Origin of the sequence: Pseudomonas sp. JAI111 (genome assembly GCF_024809425.1) — a bacterium.
Lineage (GTDB): Bacteria > Pseudomonadota > Gammaproteobacteria > Pseudomonadales > Pseudomonadaceae > Aquipseudomonas.
On the sequence record NZ_JANUCB010000009.1, the window covers coordinates 279229 to 295338 of the forward strand.

Annotated in this window: 13 protein-coding genes; 9 read left to right on the forward strand and 4 right to left on the reverse strand. The window is 61.7% G+C overall.

All coding sequences use genetic code 11. The features are described 5' to 3' along the window. Window positions 1-206 precede the first annotated feature (206 nt). The 5 genes from HNR03_RS25320 (at window position 207) to HNR03_RS25340 (ending at window position 6512) form a co-directional block, all read left to right on the forward strand. On the forward strand, window positions 207-1562 hold the full coding sequence (locus HNR03_RS25320; protein ID WP_259156560.1) for an NAD(P)/FAD-dependent oxidoreductase: 1356 nt from the start codon (window positions 207-209) through the stop codon (window positions 1560-1562). Then, the gene (locus HNR03_RS25325; protein WP_259156561.1) at window positions 1559-2674 is read left to right on the forward strand and encodes an FAD-binding oxidoreductase; all 1116 of its coding nucleotides are present in this window, start codon (window positions 1559-1561) and stop codon (window positions 2672-2674) included. The genes HNR03_RS25320 and HNR03_RS25325 overlap by 4 nt, the downstream gene beginning before the upstream one ends. A gap of 18 nt (window positions 2675-2692) precedes the next feature. After that, window positions 2693-3739, forward strand: a complete 1047-nt coding sequence (locus HNR03_RS25330; protein WP_259156562.1) for an ABC transporter substrate-binding protein — start codon at window positions 2693-2695, stop codon at window positions 3737-3739. Window positions 3740-3886: 147 nt separating this feature from the next. Then, window positions 3887-5014 (forward strand): cell division protein ZapE, encoded by a 1128-nt coding sequence (gene zapE, locus HNR03_RS25335; protein WP_259156565.1) that lies wholly within the window; start codon window positions 3887-3889, stop codon window positions 5012-5014. A 184-nt stretch (window positions 5015-5198) separates the two neighbouring features. After that, window positions 5199-6512 carry a protein kinase gene (locus HNR03_RS25340; RefSeq protein WP_259156567.1) on the forward strand — a complete coding sequence of 438 codons (1314 nt, stop codon included), beginning with the start codon at window positions 5199-5201 and terminating at the stop codon, window positions 6510-6512. Between the two features lie 146 nt (window positions 6513-6658). Here HNR03_RS25340 and HNR03_RS25345 read toward each other — a convergent pair whose 3' ends face one another. Beyond that, a complete protein-coding gene (locus HNR03_RS25345) occupies window positions 6659-7366 on the reverse strand; it encodes a YebC/PmpR family DNA-binding transcriptional regulator (protein WP_090185851.1) in 708 nt (235 codons plus the stop codon). A 233-nt stretch (window positions 7367-7599) separates the two neighbouring features. On the opposite strand from HNR03_RS25345, the gene HNR03_RS25350 reads away from it, so the two are divergent. Next, on the forward strand, window positions 7600-8916 hold the full coding sequence (locus tag HNR03_RS25350; protein WP_259156569.1) for a type VI secretion system Vgr family protein: 1317 nt from the start codon (window positions 7600-7602) through the stop codon (window positions 8914-8916). A 6-nt stretch (window positions 8917-8922) separates the two neighbouring features. Here HNR03_RS25350 and HNR03_RS25355 read toward each other — a convergent pair whose 3' ends face one another. Beyond that, on the reverse strand, window positions 8923-10314 hold the full coding sequence (locus HNR03_RS25355; RefSeq protein ID WP_259156571.1) for an FAD-dependent oxidoreductase: 1392 nt from the start codon (window positions 10312-10314) through the stop codon (window positions 8923-8925). Between the two features lie 12 nt (window positions 10315-10326). Continuing rightward, window positions 10327-11652 (reverse strand): MFS transporter, encoded by a 1326-nt coding sequence (locus HNR03_RS25360; RefSeq protein ID WP_259156572.1) that lies wholly within the window; start codon window positions 11650-11652, stop codon window positions 10327-10329. 266 nt (window positions 11653-11918) lie between these two features. Between HNR03_RS25360 and HNR03_RS25365 the strand changes: the two genes are divergently transcribed. After that, entirely contained in the window at window positions 11919-12791 is an 873-nt protein-coding gene (locus HNR03_RS25365; RefSeq protein ID WP_259156573.1) for a LysR family transcriptional regulator, read from the forward strand. A 118-nt stretch (window positions 12792-12909) separates the two neighbouring features. On the opposite strand, the gene HNR03_RS25370 is transcribed toward HNR03_RS25365, so the two are convergent. Next, window positions 12910-13770: a LysR substrate-binding domain-containing protein gene (locus HNR03_RS25370; protein ID WP_259156576.1), complete on the reverse strand. Its 861-nt coding sequence runs from the start codon at window positions 13768-13770 to the stop codon at window positions 12910-12912. Window positions 13771-13885: 115 nt separating this feature from the next. Here HNR03_RS25370 and HNR03_RS25375 point away from each other — a divergent pair, with 115 nt between their 5' ends. Then, window positions 13886-14995: a 2-aminoethylphosphonate--pyruvate transaminase gene (locus HNR03_RS25375; RefSeq protein ID WP_259156578.1), complete on the forward strand. Its 1110-nt coding sequence runs from the start codon at window positions 13886-13888 to the stop codon at window positions 14993-14995. A 145-nt stretch (window positions 14996-15140) separates the two neighbouring features. Further along, window positions 15141-15968, forward strand: coding sequence for a phosphonoacetaldehyde hydrolase (phnX, locus tag HNR03_RS25380; RefSeq protein WP_259156580.1), 828 nt, complete (start codon window positions 15141-15143; stop codon window positions 15966-15968). The last annotated feature ends 142 nt before the right edge of the window (window positions 15969-16110 follow it).

Genomic DNA, 16110 nt, shown 5'->3' on the forward strand with positions numbered 1-16110 from the left:
GGTCTGCGGCGGGCACAAAAATCAGCTGCCACCCCCATCAACTGTGGGAGCAAGCCTGCTCGCGATAGCGGTCTGTCTGCCAGCGCATTCGTTGAATTTAACGCCCTCATCGCGAGCAAGCCCACTCCCACAGGGGGACTGCGGTGGACACAAAAACCGGTTGCAACTCCCCCTGGAGTTTGGTTGCGATCTCAGGGGAGCCAGGTATGAAGCCTGTAATCATTGTCGGTGCCGGGCCGGCCGGGATTCGTGCGGCGCAGACGTTGGTGGCGCATGGCGTTCGTCCGGTGTTGCTGGATGAAGCGGCGCGCGGTGGCGGGCAGATTTATCGGCGTCAGCCGGCGAACTTCAAGCGTTCAGCGGTCAAGCTGTACGGCTTTGAAGCGCGCAAGGCCAATGCGTTGCATCAGACAATCGATGCGCTGCGCGAACAACTGGATTATCGCCCCGAGACGCTGGTCTGGAACGCCGAAGCCGGCGCACTGGACACCGTGCATGAGACGCGGGCCACACGACTGGAATTCTCCCGTGTGATAGTCGCCACCGGTGCCACCGACCGGATTCTGCCGGTGCCAGGCTGGACCTTGCCGGGTGTCTACAGCCTCGGCGCGGCGCAGATCGCCCTGAAATTCCAGGGCTGCGCCATCGGTGAGCGCGTGGTGTTTGCCGGCAGCGGACCGTTGCTCTATCTGGTGGCGTATCAATACGCCAAAGCCGGCGCGAAAGTGCTCGCGGTGCTCGACAGCTCGCCGTTCAGCGCCCAGGCCCGCGCCCTCCCCGGCCTGCTGTCGCAACCGTCCACGCTGGCCAAAGGCATTTATTACCGCAGCTGGCTGACCGCCCACGGCATCCCGGTGCATCAAGCGGCAACCCTGAAACGCATCAATGGCGAACAACGCGTGCAATCGCTGGATTGGTCCAACGCCAACGGAGAACAATCGCTTGAGTGCGACGCCGTTGCCTTCGCCCACGGTCTGCGCAGTGAAACCCAACTCGCTGACTTGCTCGGCTGCCAATTCACCTGGAACCCGCTCAACCGCGCCTGGCTGCCGCAGCGTGACAGCACCGGTCGCAGCAGTGTCGCCGAGGTTTATCTGGCCGGTGACGGCGCCGGCATCATGGGCGCCGACGCCGCGGAAATGGCCGGTGAGCGCGCAGCGCTGGCACTGCTCGAAGACATCGGTTACCTGATCGCGCCACACCGTGGCGCGCAACTGGAGCAGGCACTGGGCCGCATCGAGACCTTTCGCCACGGCCTGGAACGCGCCTTCATGTTTCCCGAACACTGGGCCGCCGATACGCCTGACGAGGTGATGGTCTGCCGCTGCGAGGAAGTACGGGCCGCAGATATCCGCGAAGTGGTGCGCGAAGGCCATTGGGAGATCAACCGGGTCAAGGCGCATTGCCGCGTGGGCATGGGTCGCTGCCAGGGACGGATGTGCGGTGCCGCAGCGGCAGAAGTCATTGCCTGGGAAAGTGGGCGCCCGATCTCGCAGATCGGTCGATTGCGCGCTCAGGCACCGATCAAACCCCTGCCGTTCGGTCTGGAGATCGAGCCATGATCGAAGTCGATGCAATCATCATTGGCGGCGGCATAGTCGGTGCCTCGGCTGCGCTGTTTCTGAGCAAGGCCGGTCGCCGCGTGGCCCTTCTTGAGCGAGACTTTTGCGGCTCGCATTCCAGCGGCGTGAACTACGGCGGCGTGCGGCGCCAGGGGCGTCCGCTGTCGCAACTGCCGTTGTCGCAACAGGCCCACGCGCTGTGGGGACAGCTGCCGCAACTGATCGGCATCGACGGCGAATATCAGCGCAGCGGCCACCTGAAACTGGCCCGCAGTCATAACGATCTGCAGGCCTTGCAGGATTATGCCGCCAGCAGCCAGGGCTTCGGCCTCGATTTGCAGGTACTCGATCGCACTGAACTGCGCGCACGTTTTCCCTGGGTCGGCGACGTCGCCGTCGGCGCATCGTTTTGCCCAGACGACGGCCACGCCAACCCACGACTGGTGTCCCCGGCCTTCGCCCAGACCGCGCGGCGCCACGGTGCGCAGATCCATGAACAATGCCCGGTCACGGCGGTGGAACACGACGGCCAGCGCTTTCGTGTCAGCACGCAAACCGGCCTGGAATTGCACGCGCCCTGGCTGCTCAATTGCGCCGGTGCCTGGGCTGGCAGCCTGGCCGAACACTTCGGCGAAGCGGTGCCCATGCACGCCGGCCATCCGGCCATGCTGGTCACCGAACCGTTGCCGCTGGTGATGAACGCCAGCACCGGCGTCGAGGGTGGCGGCATCTACGCCCGTCAGGTCGCACGGGGCAATTGTGTGTTGGGCGGCGGCCAGGGTTTTGCCCTCGACGAGGCGCGCGCCCGACCCGGCCAACACGCCGTAATCGAGATCCTGCGCCAGGCCGTTGAGCTTTACCCGTTTCTGCAAGGCGCCCAGGCGATTCGCACCTGGAGCGGCACCGAAGGTTACCTGCCCGATCGCCAGCCGGTGATCGGCCATAGCAGCACCCGACCGGGTCTGTTGCACGCATTCGGCTTTGCCGGCGCGGGCTTCCAGATCGGTCCTGCGGTGGGCCAGGCGCTCACCGAGATCATCTGCAGCGGCGCCGCAAAGACGTCGCTGGATGCGTTTTCCATCACCCGGTTTCACTCCATCTCCGTAGCTTGATAGAGGAAGGTCGCGCCAATGAATAACGTCAAACGTAGTGCACTGCTCGGTTTCTCCTGTCTGACCGCCCTGCTCACGGTCACCCAGGCACAGGCCGAACCCACGCTTTATCTGGGCATGAACGGCGGGACCATGGAGCGGCTCTACGCCGACAAGGTGCTGCCGGTTTTCGAGAAAGCCAACAACGTCAAAGTGGTGATCGTGCCGGGGACTTCCGCCGATATCCTGGCCAAGGTCCAGGCCAGTAAAGGCAACCCACAGATGCACGTGATGTTCCTCGACGACGGCATCATGTACCGCGCCATCGCCATGGGCTTGTGCGACAAACTCCAGGACAGCGCGCCACTGGCGCAGATTCCGGCAAAAGGACGGATCAAGGATCAAGCCGTGGCGGTCAGCCTCGGGGTGACCGGGCTGGCGTACAACACGCGTCTGTTCAAGGAAAAAGGCTGGGCGGCGCCGACCTCGTGGATGGACATGGCCGATCCGCGCTTCAAGGACAAAGTGGTGTTCCAGTCGATGGCGTCTTCGACCTTCGGTTTGCACGGTTTCCTGATGTTCAACCGGATTCAGGGCGGCAGCGAAACCGACGTCGAGCCGGGCTTCAAGGCATGGCCGAACACCGTCGGGCGCAACGTGCTGGAATACATTCCGAGCTCGGCGAAGATTTCCGAAATGCTCCAGACCGACGAAGCCGCGCTGTTCCCGTTGACCCCGACCCAGGTCACCGCGCTCAAACTCAAAGGCATGCCGGTGGAATACGCGCAGCCTAAAGAAGGCGCCGTGGTGCTCAACGTGGCCGAGTGCGCCATCGCCAACAACACTCAACCGGAACTGGCGCAGAAGCTCGCCGCTTTCCTGCTGACACCCGAAGCACAAGCCGCCGCGCTTGAAGATGGCGACCAGATCCCGTCCAACCCCAATACCCCGACCACCGACAAGACCCGTGGTCAGGTCGAGGCAATGAAGCAGTATCTGACCACTGCGATTGCGATCGATTGGGACCAGGTCAACGAACAGCGTCCGGCGTGGAATGCGCGCTGGAATCGCAGCATCGAACGCTAGATCATCAGGCATGACGCCCTCTCTGCAGTAGCTGACCAACGCTGCTGCAGGAGTACGCGTCGCAGTGGTCGATTTATTCACCGTTTGGTTAAACTACGCCGCGGCAGCTCGAGGGAGTCTGCCTGACGACGACGAGGTAACCTCACAGTGGCCATTCGACCGCCCAACCATTCGCGACGCCCGCCACGCTGGCCGATGTTGCGCCGCCTGTTCGGCAAGGCGTTTGCTGCACCTGCCGGCAGCACCGCGACAGGTCAAGTGGTTCACGACTACTTCCGTCACCGCGCCCATACTCAGGGCTACACCCTCAGCCACAGTCAGCTACGGGTAATCGACTGCATGGCGCAGCACGCTTCGGCGCTGCTCGGCACCTCGGAAAAAACCCTTCCTGGCCTGTATTTGCATGGTGCGGTCGGTCGCGGCAAGAGCTGGCTGCTCGACGGCTTTTTCCAGGCCATCCCGATTGCCGGAAAACAGCGCCTGCACTTTCATGAGTTTTTTGCCCGCCTGCATCAAGGCATGTTCACCCATCGTGATCATCCCGATGCGCTGGACATCACCCTCGATACGCTGCTAAGCGACTGCCGCGTGCTGTGTTTCGACGAGTTCCATGTCCACGACATCGGCGATGCGATGCTCATCACGCGGCTGTTCAAGGCCCTGTTTCGTCGCGGCATCCTGCTGTTGGTGACCTCCAATTACCCGCCGGAAGGTTTGTTGCCCAACCCGCTCTACCATGCGCGGTTCAAACCGGTAATCGACTTGATCCATGCGCGCATGCAGGTCATGGAGGTCGGTGGGCCACACGACTACCGCAGCCAGATGAGAACCCACGCGCATCAGCTGTTTACCCAGGGCCGGTACGTCTGGCCGGGCTCGGTGGCGCAACGTCAGGCGCTGGACTTGCCCGAACGTGACACGTCACCCCTGCAGTTGCCGGTCGGCACCCGCCACCTCCCCGCGCGATATTGCAACGAACGCACCATCGGTTTTACCTTCGCCGACCTGTGCGAACACCCCACGGCGGTTATGGATTATCTGGAGTTGTGCCGGCGTTTCGACCACTGGATCATCGACGCCCTGCCCTCGCTTGCAGACTGCTCGATCGCAGCGCAGCAGCGTTTCATCAATTTGATCGACGTTTTGTACGATCAGGACAAACACCTGACGTTGCTTGGCCAGCAGTCGTTGTGCGAGAGCCTGGCCGGCGATGCCATAGACCTGGCGCGCACGCGCAGCCGGTTGGGACAGTTGGTGGAAGTGCGGGAGCCATAGTTTTTGTGCTGCCGCCCCCGGCCCCTTCGCGAGCAGGCTCGCTCACACCCCAGGTCGGCGCCAGCCAAAGCAACGCGGTCAACTGTGGGAGCGAGCCTGCTCGCGATAGCGGCCTCACAGGCCGAACGGATTTACCGGTATCATGCCGCCCGCGCCCTTTCCTCGATCAATAGCGAACCCGCCCATGGATACCCTCGCCCAACTGCGCGCCGGTCAACTGACAGGCATCACCCGTCTGGATCTGGCCTGCGGCCTGACTGAATTTCCACGAGAGATCTTCGACCTCGCCGAATCGCTGGAAGTGCTCAATCTCAGCGGCAACGCGTTGAGCAGCCTGCCCGACGATCTGCATCGCCTGACCCGTTTGCGTGTGCTGTTTTGTTCGGACAACCTGTTCACCGAACTGCCGGCCTGCATCGGTCAATGCGCCGCGCTGACGATGATCGGTTTCAAGGCCAATACGATTGAAAAGGTGCCCGCCGAAGCGCTGCCGCCGTTGCTGCGCTGGCTGATCCTGACCGATAACCACATCGGCGAACTGCCCGATGAGCTGGGCGATCGGCCATACCTGCAAAAACTCATGCTCGCCGGCAATCGCTTGCAGCGCCTGCCCGAGCGCTTGAGCCAGTGCCATCGACTCGAGCTGATTCGCATCGCCGCCAACCAGCTGACCGAACTTCCCGAGTGGCTACTGACCCTGCCAAGCCTGACCTGGCTGGCATATGCCGGTAATCCGCTGGAAACCGAAGCGGATGTCGCGGCGCTGGATGCCACGACGAGCATTGCATGGACCGAGTTGCGCCTGGAACAGCAACTGGGCGAAGGCGCATCAGGGGTGATTCATCGCGCCACCTGGACACGGCCAGGCCAAGCGGCCACCCCCGTCGCGGTGAAACTCTACAAAGGCGAAATGACCAGCGATGGCTCGCCACTGCACGAAATGAACGCCTGCATCACGGCCGGCCTTCATCCCAATCTGATCCGGGTCGAAGGTCGCATCGTTGATCATCCCGAGCAGCAAGCCGGGCTGGTGATGCAACTGATCGATCCGAGCTATCGCAACCTGGCTGCGCTGCCGAGCCTGGCATCCTGTACCCGTGACGTGTACACCGAAGACACCCGCTTCAGTGCCGACGTCGCGTTGCGCATGGCCCGCGGCATCGCCTCGGTGGCCGAGCATCTGCACGACCAGGGCATCACCCACGGCGATCTCTACGGCCACAATATTTTGTGGAACGAGCACGGGGATTGTCTGCTGGGGGACTTTGGCGCGGCGTCGTTCCATGCGACCTCCGACAGCCTGGAAAGCCGTGCGCTGCAACGGATCGAAGTGCGGGCATTCGGGGTGTTGCTGGGGGAATTGCTGGAGCGGATCGACTCAGGGCTGAGCGATGCAGAACGTGTCCGACTGGAAGCGTTGCAGCAGCGTTGCTGTCAGCCTGATGTGCTGGCGCGGCCCGGGTTCAGTGAGATTGTGGGATTACTTGATATCCAGTGACCGCTGCGCGGTCAATCGCGGGCTTACCCGCTCCCATAGGGGACTGTGTTGATCACAGAATAAGTGAACAACACAAAATCCCTGTGGGAGCGGGCTTGCCCGCGAAGACGGCCTGTCAGGCGACAAAACCGTCAACGCTGGAATGCTTAACCCGCCAGACCCACAAACATGTCCTGCACATCATCATGGTTATCGAGGCCTTCCAGGAACGCCTCGACTTCAGCCATCTGCTCGTCGCTCAAACCGCTGACCGGGTTTTTCGGCTGGTAGCCCAACTTGGCCGACAATACCGTGAAGCCTTGCTCTGGCAGGGCTTTCTGAACCGCGTCCAGGTCTGCAGGCTCAGTCAGGAACAGGGTCGTGCCCTCTTCTTCACCGGGCTCGAAATCCTGGGCACCGGCTTCGATCGCGGCCATTTCCGGATCGGCATCCGGGCTGTCCGGGGACGCTTCGATCATGCCCACATGGTTGAAATCCCACGACACCGAACCGGAAGCACCCAGTTGGCCCTTGCGGAACGCAACGCGGATTTCAGCCACGGTGCGGTTGATGTTGTCAGTCACGCATTCAACGATCAGCGGCACCTGATGCGGTGCGAAGCCTTCATACGTCACGCGATGGTATTGCACGGTTTCGCCCAACAGGCCCGCGCCTTTCTTGATCGCGCGATCCAGGGTTTCCTTGGGCATCGAGGCTTTTTTGGCCTGCTCGACCACCAGGCGCAGGTGAGCGTTGGTGGCAGTATCGGCACCGTTACGCGCAGCAATGGTGATTTCTTTCACCAGTTTGCCGAAGATCTTGCCCTTGGCGTTAGATGCCGCTTCTTTGTGTTTAACCTTCCACTGTGCGCCCATTACTCACTCTCTTGATCTGTGGCGCCGAGACATCTATTGGCCGACGCATGGCGCAAGTTTATACGGCCTAAAGAAGGCAATCGACCAAAAAAAATTCACCCGTTCATGCCCATGACGTATCGACATCTTCACCACTGCTTGTAGGGCAATTCCCAAAAGTCGATTTACGCTGACCATTCATGGCCGTGGTTTCGTACCCTCTGCGCCCATCTCCCATGGCAGAAGCGTGTTCGATGCACAACGACAAGGAAAGTCCCTACACCCTGGCACTCCTGAACGACGGTTTGAATGTGCAGGTGTCGCAGTTCAGTGGCCGTGAAAGCCTCAACCAGCCTTATCGTTTCGACATCGAAGTGATCGGTCTGACGCCGGCGATAAAACTCGAGCACTTGCTGCATCAGCCCGCGTTCCTGAGCCTGGGTGGTGAAACCGGCATTCACGGCCTGCTGCACAGTGCCCGGCGTGAACATCGTGGCCCGCACGGGATCGGCTACAACCTGGTGCTGGTACCGCGCCTTCAACACCTGGACGGACAACCTCATCGACGGGTGTTTCATCAGCTCAGCGTGCCCGACATCCTGCGTCAGCTGCTGGCAGAAAACGCGTTACCCGCCGACAGCTACCGCTTTGAACTGCCGAGCCCGCGCTACCCCGTCCGGCCATTCTGCATACAGTTCGAGGAGAGCGACCTGGCATTCCTGCAACGCCTCTGCGAGGAAGAAGGCATCCACTTTCACTTCGAACATCAGCGCGCCGACCATGTGCTGGTGCTGGCGGATGACAGCCTGAGCTTTCCCCAGGCGCCGCGGTTGATGCCGTTTCACGGCGAGACGGCCGACTCAGCTAACGGCCCGGTGATCCGCGAGTTGTTCCAGCGCCACACCTCGCCAACGCTGGGCGCTCACCCGGCCGCGCCATTCCTCGACCGTGCACAGGTCAGTCGCCGAATCCTCGAACGCCTGCGCTGCAAGCATCGGCAGATAGAGGGTCAAAGCAACCACCGTGATCTGCGCAGTGGGTGCATCGTGCAAGTGTCGGAACATCCGATAACGAACTTCAACGATCAATGGCTGCTGACCGACATTCAGCATCAGTGCCAGCAGCCGTCGATGCTCTCCGAGGCCGCACCCGACAGGGCCTGGCACTACAGCAATCAGTTCAGCGCCATTCCCTGGTCGACAGCGTTCCGGCCCGCGTTGACACGGACCCGCCCCGTCATTGCCGGTTTGCAACCGGCGCGCGTGCTGGGCCCGGTCGGGCAACCGGCGGTGCTGGATGATCAAGGACGGATACACGTTAGCTTATGGCCAACGCCGCAGGCCGATGAAACCGCCGGACTGTGGATACCCCTGGCCCTGGCAACGCCGGACGGGCAAATTGACCCGTCCAGGCTGCCACTCGCCGGCACCGAGGTGCTCATCAGCTTTCTCGACAGCGACCCGGACCGTCCGGTGCTGTGCGCCACCGCAGGCAATCCGCCAACGCCTCGAAGCGCTTACCCGCCACGCAGCGATGGCCGTTTGCTGCTTGATTGGCTGGTCAATCGATAAACGCGCTCATCCCTTGTCGGCCTTGCCCGCTGCCGCTGCGAATTTGGCCAGGCGCACGTCCAGATGCCGTGGCCGGCGTCCGTGATCCTCGGCGCGCTCCTTGCGGCGGATGGCGTTGCGCACCATCAGGGAGCCAAGGTATCGAATCGGCTCTGGCGGGAAATACCCCAAGGGGCCATTCACCAAGGGTGAAAGGGTCCAGACGTTGTCCAGCCCCTGAACCAGCGAGGACAGAATCTGCCCGCCCATATGGCACGGGCCGACGCCGCTGCCGGAATAACCGAAACCATAAAACACATTGCCGCAGGCACTCATCTGGCCGAAAAACGGCAAACCGGTGACCGAGCGATCCGAAGGACCGTTCCAGGTGGCCTCGACCTTGACCTGGGCGAACGCCGGGAAAAACTCGCTCAGGCTGTGCCGCAACAAACCGGCATAAGGCGACGGTTGATCGAACACCGGCAACATCCGCCCGCCGTACGCAAAGGTGTTGCCACCCTTGCCGAGCATGATTCGACCGTCCGGGGTGTTGTGGTAGTAGTGCACGAATATCCGCGAATCGAGCACCGTGACACCGCTGGTCAAACCGATGTCGTTGAGCAGATCGGGCCGCGGTTCGGTGATCAGCATGTCGCTGGAAACGATCGCCACGCTGCGTTCGAACTGGGGAAATGCACGGGCCATCCAGGCGTTCATGGCCAGCACCACACGGTCGGCGCGGATGGTGCCGCCGGGGGTTTTAACCCCGGCAGGCTTGCCCTCCTCCAGCCCGGTCATCGCGGTGTGCTCGTGAATTCGCACGCCCAGTTGCAAGGCGACCCGGCGCAGACCGCGCACCAGTTTGCCCGGCTGCACACTCGCGGCGGCGGGCGAAAACCAGCCTTCCAGGTGTTTGCTGGAGCCGGCCATGCGCTGCACGTCGGCGACCGGTCGTTGGGTAAAAGAGTTGATGCCGTTGCGCTCCAATGCGGCAATCACAGCATCGGTCGAACCGCATTGCGCGCGATTAGTCGCGGTGTAGAGCGTGCCATCGAGACGGTAGTCGGCATCGACGCCATACCGTTCGCAGAAGGCGCCGATCGCATAAATGCTGCGCTCCGACTCCTTGACCAGACGCACCGCCTCCTCGACGCCGAACAACCTTTCCAGCGTGAAAAACTTGGCTGACCACGACAGCGCGCAACCACCATTTCGACCGCTCGCGCCAGCACCGCAGATGTCTGCCTCGATCAGCAGCACATCCAGTTCGGGGTTCTGCTCCTTGAGCATGATTGCGGTCCATAACCCGGTGTAACCACCGCCGACGATGCACACATCGGCGGGGGTGTCGCCCGACAAAGGTTCGCACGGCGCGCAGGTCTCGGCCTCCAGCGCCTGTTCCAGCCAGAAAGGTCTCATCGGTTGTTTTCCTCAGGTACGCAGGGGTTTGACAGGCATCGCCTGGTTGGGCACAAAGGCGCTGTCGGTACGCAGGCCAGCCGGACGGCTGTTCCAGTGCGGGATCAGGACCAGGGCGGAGAACATCGCGCAGCCGGCGAAGACAATGAACACCGTGACCGAGTCGAAATAGCCTGGCAGCAAGCCACCGAGAATCGCCCCGACCGAACCGCAACCGTTGACGAACCCGGCCGCCGTGGCGCCCGCCTTGGCTGTGCCGAAATCAATCGCCGCCGCGCCGCTGATCATCGAGTCCGGTCCGTACAGCGTCAGGCCCATGACGAACAGCAACGCCACCACCAGCATGACGCTGCCGGTGTGCAAGGCGCCCATGAACAGCGCCAAGGACACGGTCAGCGCCAACAAACTGAGCACGCAGGCCGGCATGCGTCGGGCGCCAAACAGTTTGTCCGACGCCAGACCCAGCAGGATCGGCCCCAACAGCCCGGCCAGTTCGAACGAGGTGGGAATGATCGCCGCACCGACCTTGCCCACCGACGGCATCTGCTCGAAAACAATCACCGGCCCCCACAGCAGAATCGCGTAGCGCGCCGGTTTCAACAGGAAGTACGCAAGGCCGAGAATCAGCACCGTGCGATTGCGCAGGATTTCCTTTAACGGCTCCAGAGCGCTGATCTTGCTCTGCGCATAGGATTCTTCAGCCGTGAGTTCCGGCTCCGGTTCCACCGCCGGCAAGCCGACGTCTTGCGGTTTGTTGCGTTGAAAAATAAAAAACAGCACGGCGACCAGCCCAACCACCGCCGCACTGGAAAAGAACGCCGCGTGCCAGGTGCCGATGAGCGTGTATGCCCACCAACCGGCAAACGGCGAGGCCACCAGCCCGCCAAAGGCGTAGCAGGAGCTCCATAGTCCAAGCACCCTGCCGCGCTGCTCGGCGGGGAAGAAACTGCCAATGTTCTTGCACAACCCCGACCATCCGGTCGACTGGGCCAGGCCCTGGATCAACATGCAGGTGGCAAAAATCGGTAACGTCGCGAAACTGCCCATCACCAGGGCGGCTGCCGCAGAAATCAGCAACCCGCCGAGAACCACAACCCGTGGACCAAAGCGGTCGGCGAGGATGCCCCAGGTGAATTGCCCGATGGCGTAGGCCGTCAGGTAGATGGCGTCGAGGTTGGCCATGGCCATTTTGTCGAGCATGAAGGTGGGGTCTTCGGCGATCCCCAATTTGGCCACGGAAAACGCTTTGCGAGTGAAATAGAAAGCGGCGTAGGCGAGCCAGGTGATCGCGAAGATCTGTACGCGCCAACGCTTGATGGTGCCGATGGGATTGTTCATTGTGGTTCTGACCTCAGGTGTGAGTGTGCCGGCAGAATTGGAAGAAAACGCCTGTGTTTTTTATTGTTAAGCACTTCGATATCGCCGCTTCCCTGAGGCGACACCGGTCAGATGAGCCTGTTGTTGCTCGCATAGGCTCATGGCCACCGAGGCTGTTCGACTGATCAGTCACCGGGGCTGAGGCCGATAAAAACAATTACTGATTAATAAGTGAAATCGATTTATCGTATTTCCAATATAAGCTCAGCTTGTTACTGGAGGTTTCGATGTCGGTTTCCCACGCCCAGCTCAAAGCCTTCCATGCCGTGGCCGTCCACGGAAGCTTCACCAAAGCCGCCGAGCGGCTTTTTCTCACGCAACCGGCAATTTCCGATCAGGTGCGCAAACTCGAAGAGCGCTTCGGTGTGTTGCTGTTCCATCGCAATAAACGCTCGGTGCGCCTGACCGACCTGGGCGAGCGTTTGCTGAGCATTACCCAGCGGTTGTTCGTGATCGAGGCCGAGGCGCAGGAGCTCTTGCATGACTCCCGGGCCTTGCAGACCGGCAGCCTGATTCTCGCGGTGGATGCACCGGTGCACGTGCTGCCGCAAATTGCGCGCTTCTGTGAGCGCTACCCCGGCATCAGCGTGAAGATCGAAACCGGCAACACCGATGAATCACTGTTTCGCCTGTTCAACTATCAGGCCGATCTAGCGCTGTTGGGCCGGGATGTCAGTGACGAACGATTGATTTCTCTACCGCTGCGCAACGATCCGATGGTGGCGTTCGTGTCGCGCAATCATCCATGGGCGGATCGCGAGTCGATCTGCCTCGCTGACCTGGACGACACGCCGCTGGTGCTGCGGGAAATCGGCTCGGTCACGCGTCAAACCCTGGAAGAGGAAATGGCCCGGGCCGGGTTTCGGATTCGTCCGGCGATTGAAGTTGAAGGGCGGGAAGCGGCGCGTGAGGCGGTGGTCGTGGGGATTGGCGTTGGCGTGGTCTCGGCTGCGGAGTTTGGCGCGGATTCACGGGTCTGCGCCTTGCCCATTACCGATTGCACCCGGCGCCTGACCGAGACACTGGTGTGCTTGCGCGAGCAGAGTTCGCGGCGGGTGGTGGCGACGTTTCTGGAGATGGTTCGCGAGAGTCTGGTGTAAACAGGTCCGGCCCCTTCGCGGGCAAGCCCGCTCCCACAGTTTTTGCGTCGTACACACCATCTGCGACCAGCACAAATCCCTGTGGGAGTGAGCCTGCTCGCGATGGCCGCGCCGCGGTCTATCTGACTGGCGCCAAATCAAAAAACGCCCGGATCAAACGCAAATCCCGCCGCCGCTCCATGCACCCGATCATGTGCCGGTTCACCAACCCCTCACCCACAATCGGCACCGCCACCACCCGCGGATCGTGGCTGACTTCCACTGACGACACCACGCCAACGCCCAACTCGGCCGCCACCGCCTCGGTCACCGCTTCGCGGCTGTCCAGCTCCAGCAACACCCGCGGATGGACCGACGCCGTCGCGCACGCCTGATCAAACGTGCGCCGGGTGATCGAACTCGGCTCACGCAACACCATGATCACCTGATCCAGCGCCTTGAGCTTCACGCTGCTTGCGGTTGCCCAGGGATGACTGTCGGGCACCAGCGCACAAATCCGTGATTCGCTCAATGCTTGCAGATGCAACCCATTGCGCGGCTCGACCTCGGTCAACACCGCCACGTCGGCATGCTCGGACAACAGCGCGGCCAAGGTTTCCTGAGCGTTGCCCAAGCGCAGGTTCACCGTGATCCCCGGATACCGCGCACGCAGACTGGCCAGCATTGGCATGACCATGTGCGGCCCATCCGCCGCGACCTCCAGGCGCCCGGTCAGCAACTGCCGGTTCGCTTCCAGCATCACCTGCGCCTCTTCGGCCAGTCCAAACATCGCCCGGGTGATCGCCGCCAGTTTGGTGCCCTCCTCCGTCAGCTCCACGCGCCGTGCGGTGCGGCGCAGCAGAGTGATTTGGTAGTGCTCTTCCAATGCTTTTATGTGCCCGGTCACCGCTGGCTGGCTGATGAACAGGCGCTCGGCCGCACGGGTGAAGCTGCCTTCGCGGGCCACGGCGTCGAAGGCGCGAAGCTGGAACAGGTTCATGAATAACTCTCACTGATGGCTGGCATAACAACAAACAATTTGATTGATAGCACGCCGAATTGCAATTTATGTCCCGTAGCTTCATCCCACAGAGAGCTTTTGCGAGGACACAAGAATGAGTATTGCCGAGCCAATCCTGCTCACCCCCGGCCCACTGACCACCGCCAGCCGCACCCGCCAGGCGATGATGGTCGACTGGGGTTCATGGGATGACCGCTTCAATCAACTGACCGCCAGCCTCTGCGAGCAATTGCTGGCAATCATCAACGGCGGCGACAGCCACCACTGCGTGCCGTTGCAAGGCAGCGGCACCTTCGCCGTCGAAGCGGCCATCGGCACCCTGGTGCCGCGTGACGGCAAAGTGCTGGTGCTGATCAATGGCGCCTACGGCAAACGCCTGGCGAAAATCTGCGAGGTGCTCGGCCGCTCGTTCAGCACCTTCGAAACCGCCGAAGACGAACCGACCACCGCCGCCGACGTCGACCGCCTGTTGCACGCCGACGCCAGCATTACCCACGTCGCACTGATCCACTGCGAAACCAGCACCGGTATCCTCAACCCGCTGCCGCAAATCGCCGACGTCATCGCGCAGCACGGCAAACGCCTGATCATCGATGCCATGAGCTCGTTTGGTGCCCTGCCGATTGACGCGCAGCAGGTGCCGTTCGACGCATTGATCGCCGCTTCGGGCAAGTGTCTGGAAGGTGTACCGGGAATGGGTTTCGTCTTCGCCCGCAAAGACGCATTGGCCAACGCGGCCGGCAACTCGCACTCATTGGCCATGGACCTTTTCGACCAGCACACCTACATGGCCAAGACCGGCCAATGGCGCTTCACCCCGCCGACCCACGTGGTCGCCGCGCTGCATGAAGCCCTGCTGCAATACAACGAAGAAGGCGGCTTGCCGGCGCGGCATCAGCGCTACGCCAACAACTGTCAGGTGCTACTGGAGGACATGGCCAAGCTGGGGCTGCGCAGTTTTCTGCCTGCTGAAATCCAGGCGCCGATCATCGTCACGTTCCATGCGCCGAAAGACCCGCGCTACCAGTTCAAGGAATTCTACGAACGCGTCAAGGCCAAGGGTTTCATCCTCTACCCCGGCAAATTGACCCAGGTCGAAACCTTCCGCGTCGGCTGCATCGGCCACGTCAACCAGGCCGAGATGCACGCGGCCGTGGCGGCGGTGGCTGAGGTGCTGCGCGAGATGGAAGTCCTCGAAATCTGAATCACACAACAATCCCTGTGGGAGCGAGCTTGCTCGCGATAGCGGTTTGACATTCACCATTGATGTCGACTGACAGGGCCGCATCGCGAGCAGGCTCACTCCCACAAAGAGCCGATTAGCCAGCTATTACAGGAATTTGATCACCATGAACTACACCAACCCAAGCAAACTCCAGGCCGCCATCCTCGACTGGGCCGGCACCGTGGTCGACTTCGGTTCGTTCGCGCCCACGCAGATTTTTGTCGAAGCGTTCGCCGAATTCGACGTCCAGGTCTCCATCGAAGAAGCGCGCGGGCCGATGGGCATGGGCAAGTGGGACCACATTCGCACCCTGTGCGATCAGCCGGAAGTCGCCGAGCGTTATCGCAAAGTGTTCGGACGCACGCCGACCGACGATGATGTCACCGCCATCTACCAACGCTTCATGCCGCTGCAAATCGAGAAAATCGCCGAGCACTCGGCATTGATTCCCGGCGCGCTGGACACCATTGCCAAGTTGCGCGAACAAGGCATCAAGATTGGCTCCTGCTCCGGTTATCCAAAGCAGGTCATGGACAAAGTGGTCGAGCTGGCGGCCACCAATGGTTACGTGGCCGACCATGTGGTCGCCACCGACGAAGTCCCCAACGGTCGCCCGTGGCCGGCCCAGGCCCTGGCCAACGTCATTGCGCTGGGCATCGATGATGTCGGCGCCTGCGTGAAGATCGATGACACCGTGCCGGGCATCCTCGAAGGTCGTCGCGCCGGCATGTGGACCGTTGCGCTGATCTGCTCGGGCAATGCGCTGGGCCTGGACTATGAAGGCTATCGCGCCCTCGGCAGCGAGCAACTGGCCAGCGAGCGCAAGCGGATTCACGCGCTGTTCGAAGGTTCGCGGCCGCACTACATGATCGACACCATCACCGACTTGCCGCTGGTGATCGCCGACATCAACAAACGCCTGGCCAATGGCGAGATGCCACAAAGCAGCTAATGGCGCCGCCGGCATGAAAAAGCGCCAGTTCCCGAACGGAACTGGCGCTTTTTTTTGGTTCTTCACGGATTACCGGGAAAGACGCTCTTGATCTTCATGAAAAAGAACTCGCTGTCCCGGTAACCGTAAGCCATCCGCTTGA

Bases quoted from the DNA above. Each gene is read 5' to 3' on its own strand.
- HNR03_RS25320 (WP_259156560.1), top strand. From the start codon at position 207: ATGAAGCCTGTAATCATTGTCGGTGCCGGGCCGGCCGGGATTCGTGCG.
- HNR03_RS25325 (WP_259156561.1), top strand. From the start codon at position 1,559: ATGATCGAAGTCGATGCAATCATCATTGGCGGCGGCATAGTCGGTGCC.
- HNR03_RS25330 (WP_259156562.1), top strand. From the start codon at position 2,693: ATGAATAACGTCAAACGTAGTGCACTGCTCGGTTTCTCCTGTCTGACC.
- HNR03_RS25340 (WP_259156567.1), top strand. From the start codon at position 5,199: ATGGATACCCTCGCCCAACTGCGCGCCGGTCAACTGACAGGCATCACC.
- HNR03_RS25345 (WP_090185851.1), bottom strand. From the start codon at position 7,366: ATGGGCGCACAGTGGAAGGTTAAACACAAAGAAGCGGCATCTAACGCC.
- HNR03_RS25350 (WP_259156569.1), top strand. From the start codon at position 7,600: ATGCACAACGACAAGGAAAGTCCCTACACCCTGGCACTCCTGAACGAC.
- HNR03_RS25355 (WP_259156571.1), bottom strand. From the start codon at position 10,314: ATGAGACCTTTCTGGCTGGAACAGGCGCTGGAGGCCGAGACCTGCGCG.
- HNR03_RS25360 (WP_259156572.1), bottom strand. From the start codon at position 11,652: ATGAACAATCCCATCGGCACCATCAAGCGTTGGCGCGTACAGATCTTC.
- HNR03_RS25365 (WP_259156573.1), top strand. From the start codon at position 11,919: ATGTCGGTTTCCCACGCCCAGCTCAAAGCCTTCCATGCCGTGGCCGTC.
- HNR03_RS25370 (WP_259156576.1), bottom strand. From the start codon at position 13,770: ATGAACCTGTTCCAGCTTCGCGCCTTCGACGCCGTGGCCCGCGAAGGC.
- HNR03_RS25375 (WP_259156578.1), top strand. From the start codon at position 13,886: ATGAGTATTGCCGAGCCAATCCTGCTCACCCCCGGCCCACTGACCACC.
- phnX (WP_259156580.1), top strand. From the start codon at position 15,141: ATGAACTACACCAACCCAAGCAAACTCCAGGCCGCCATCCTCGACTGG.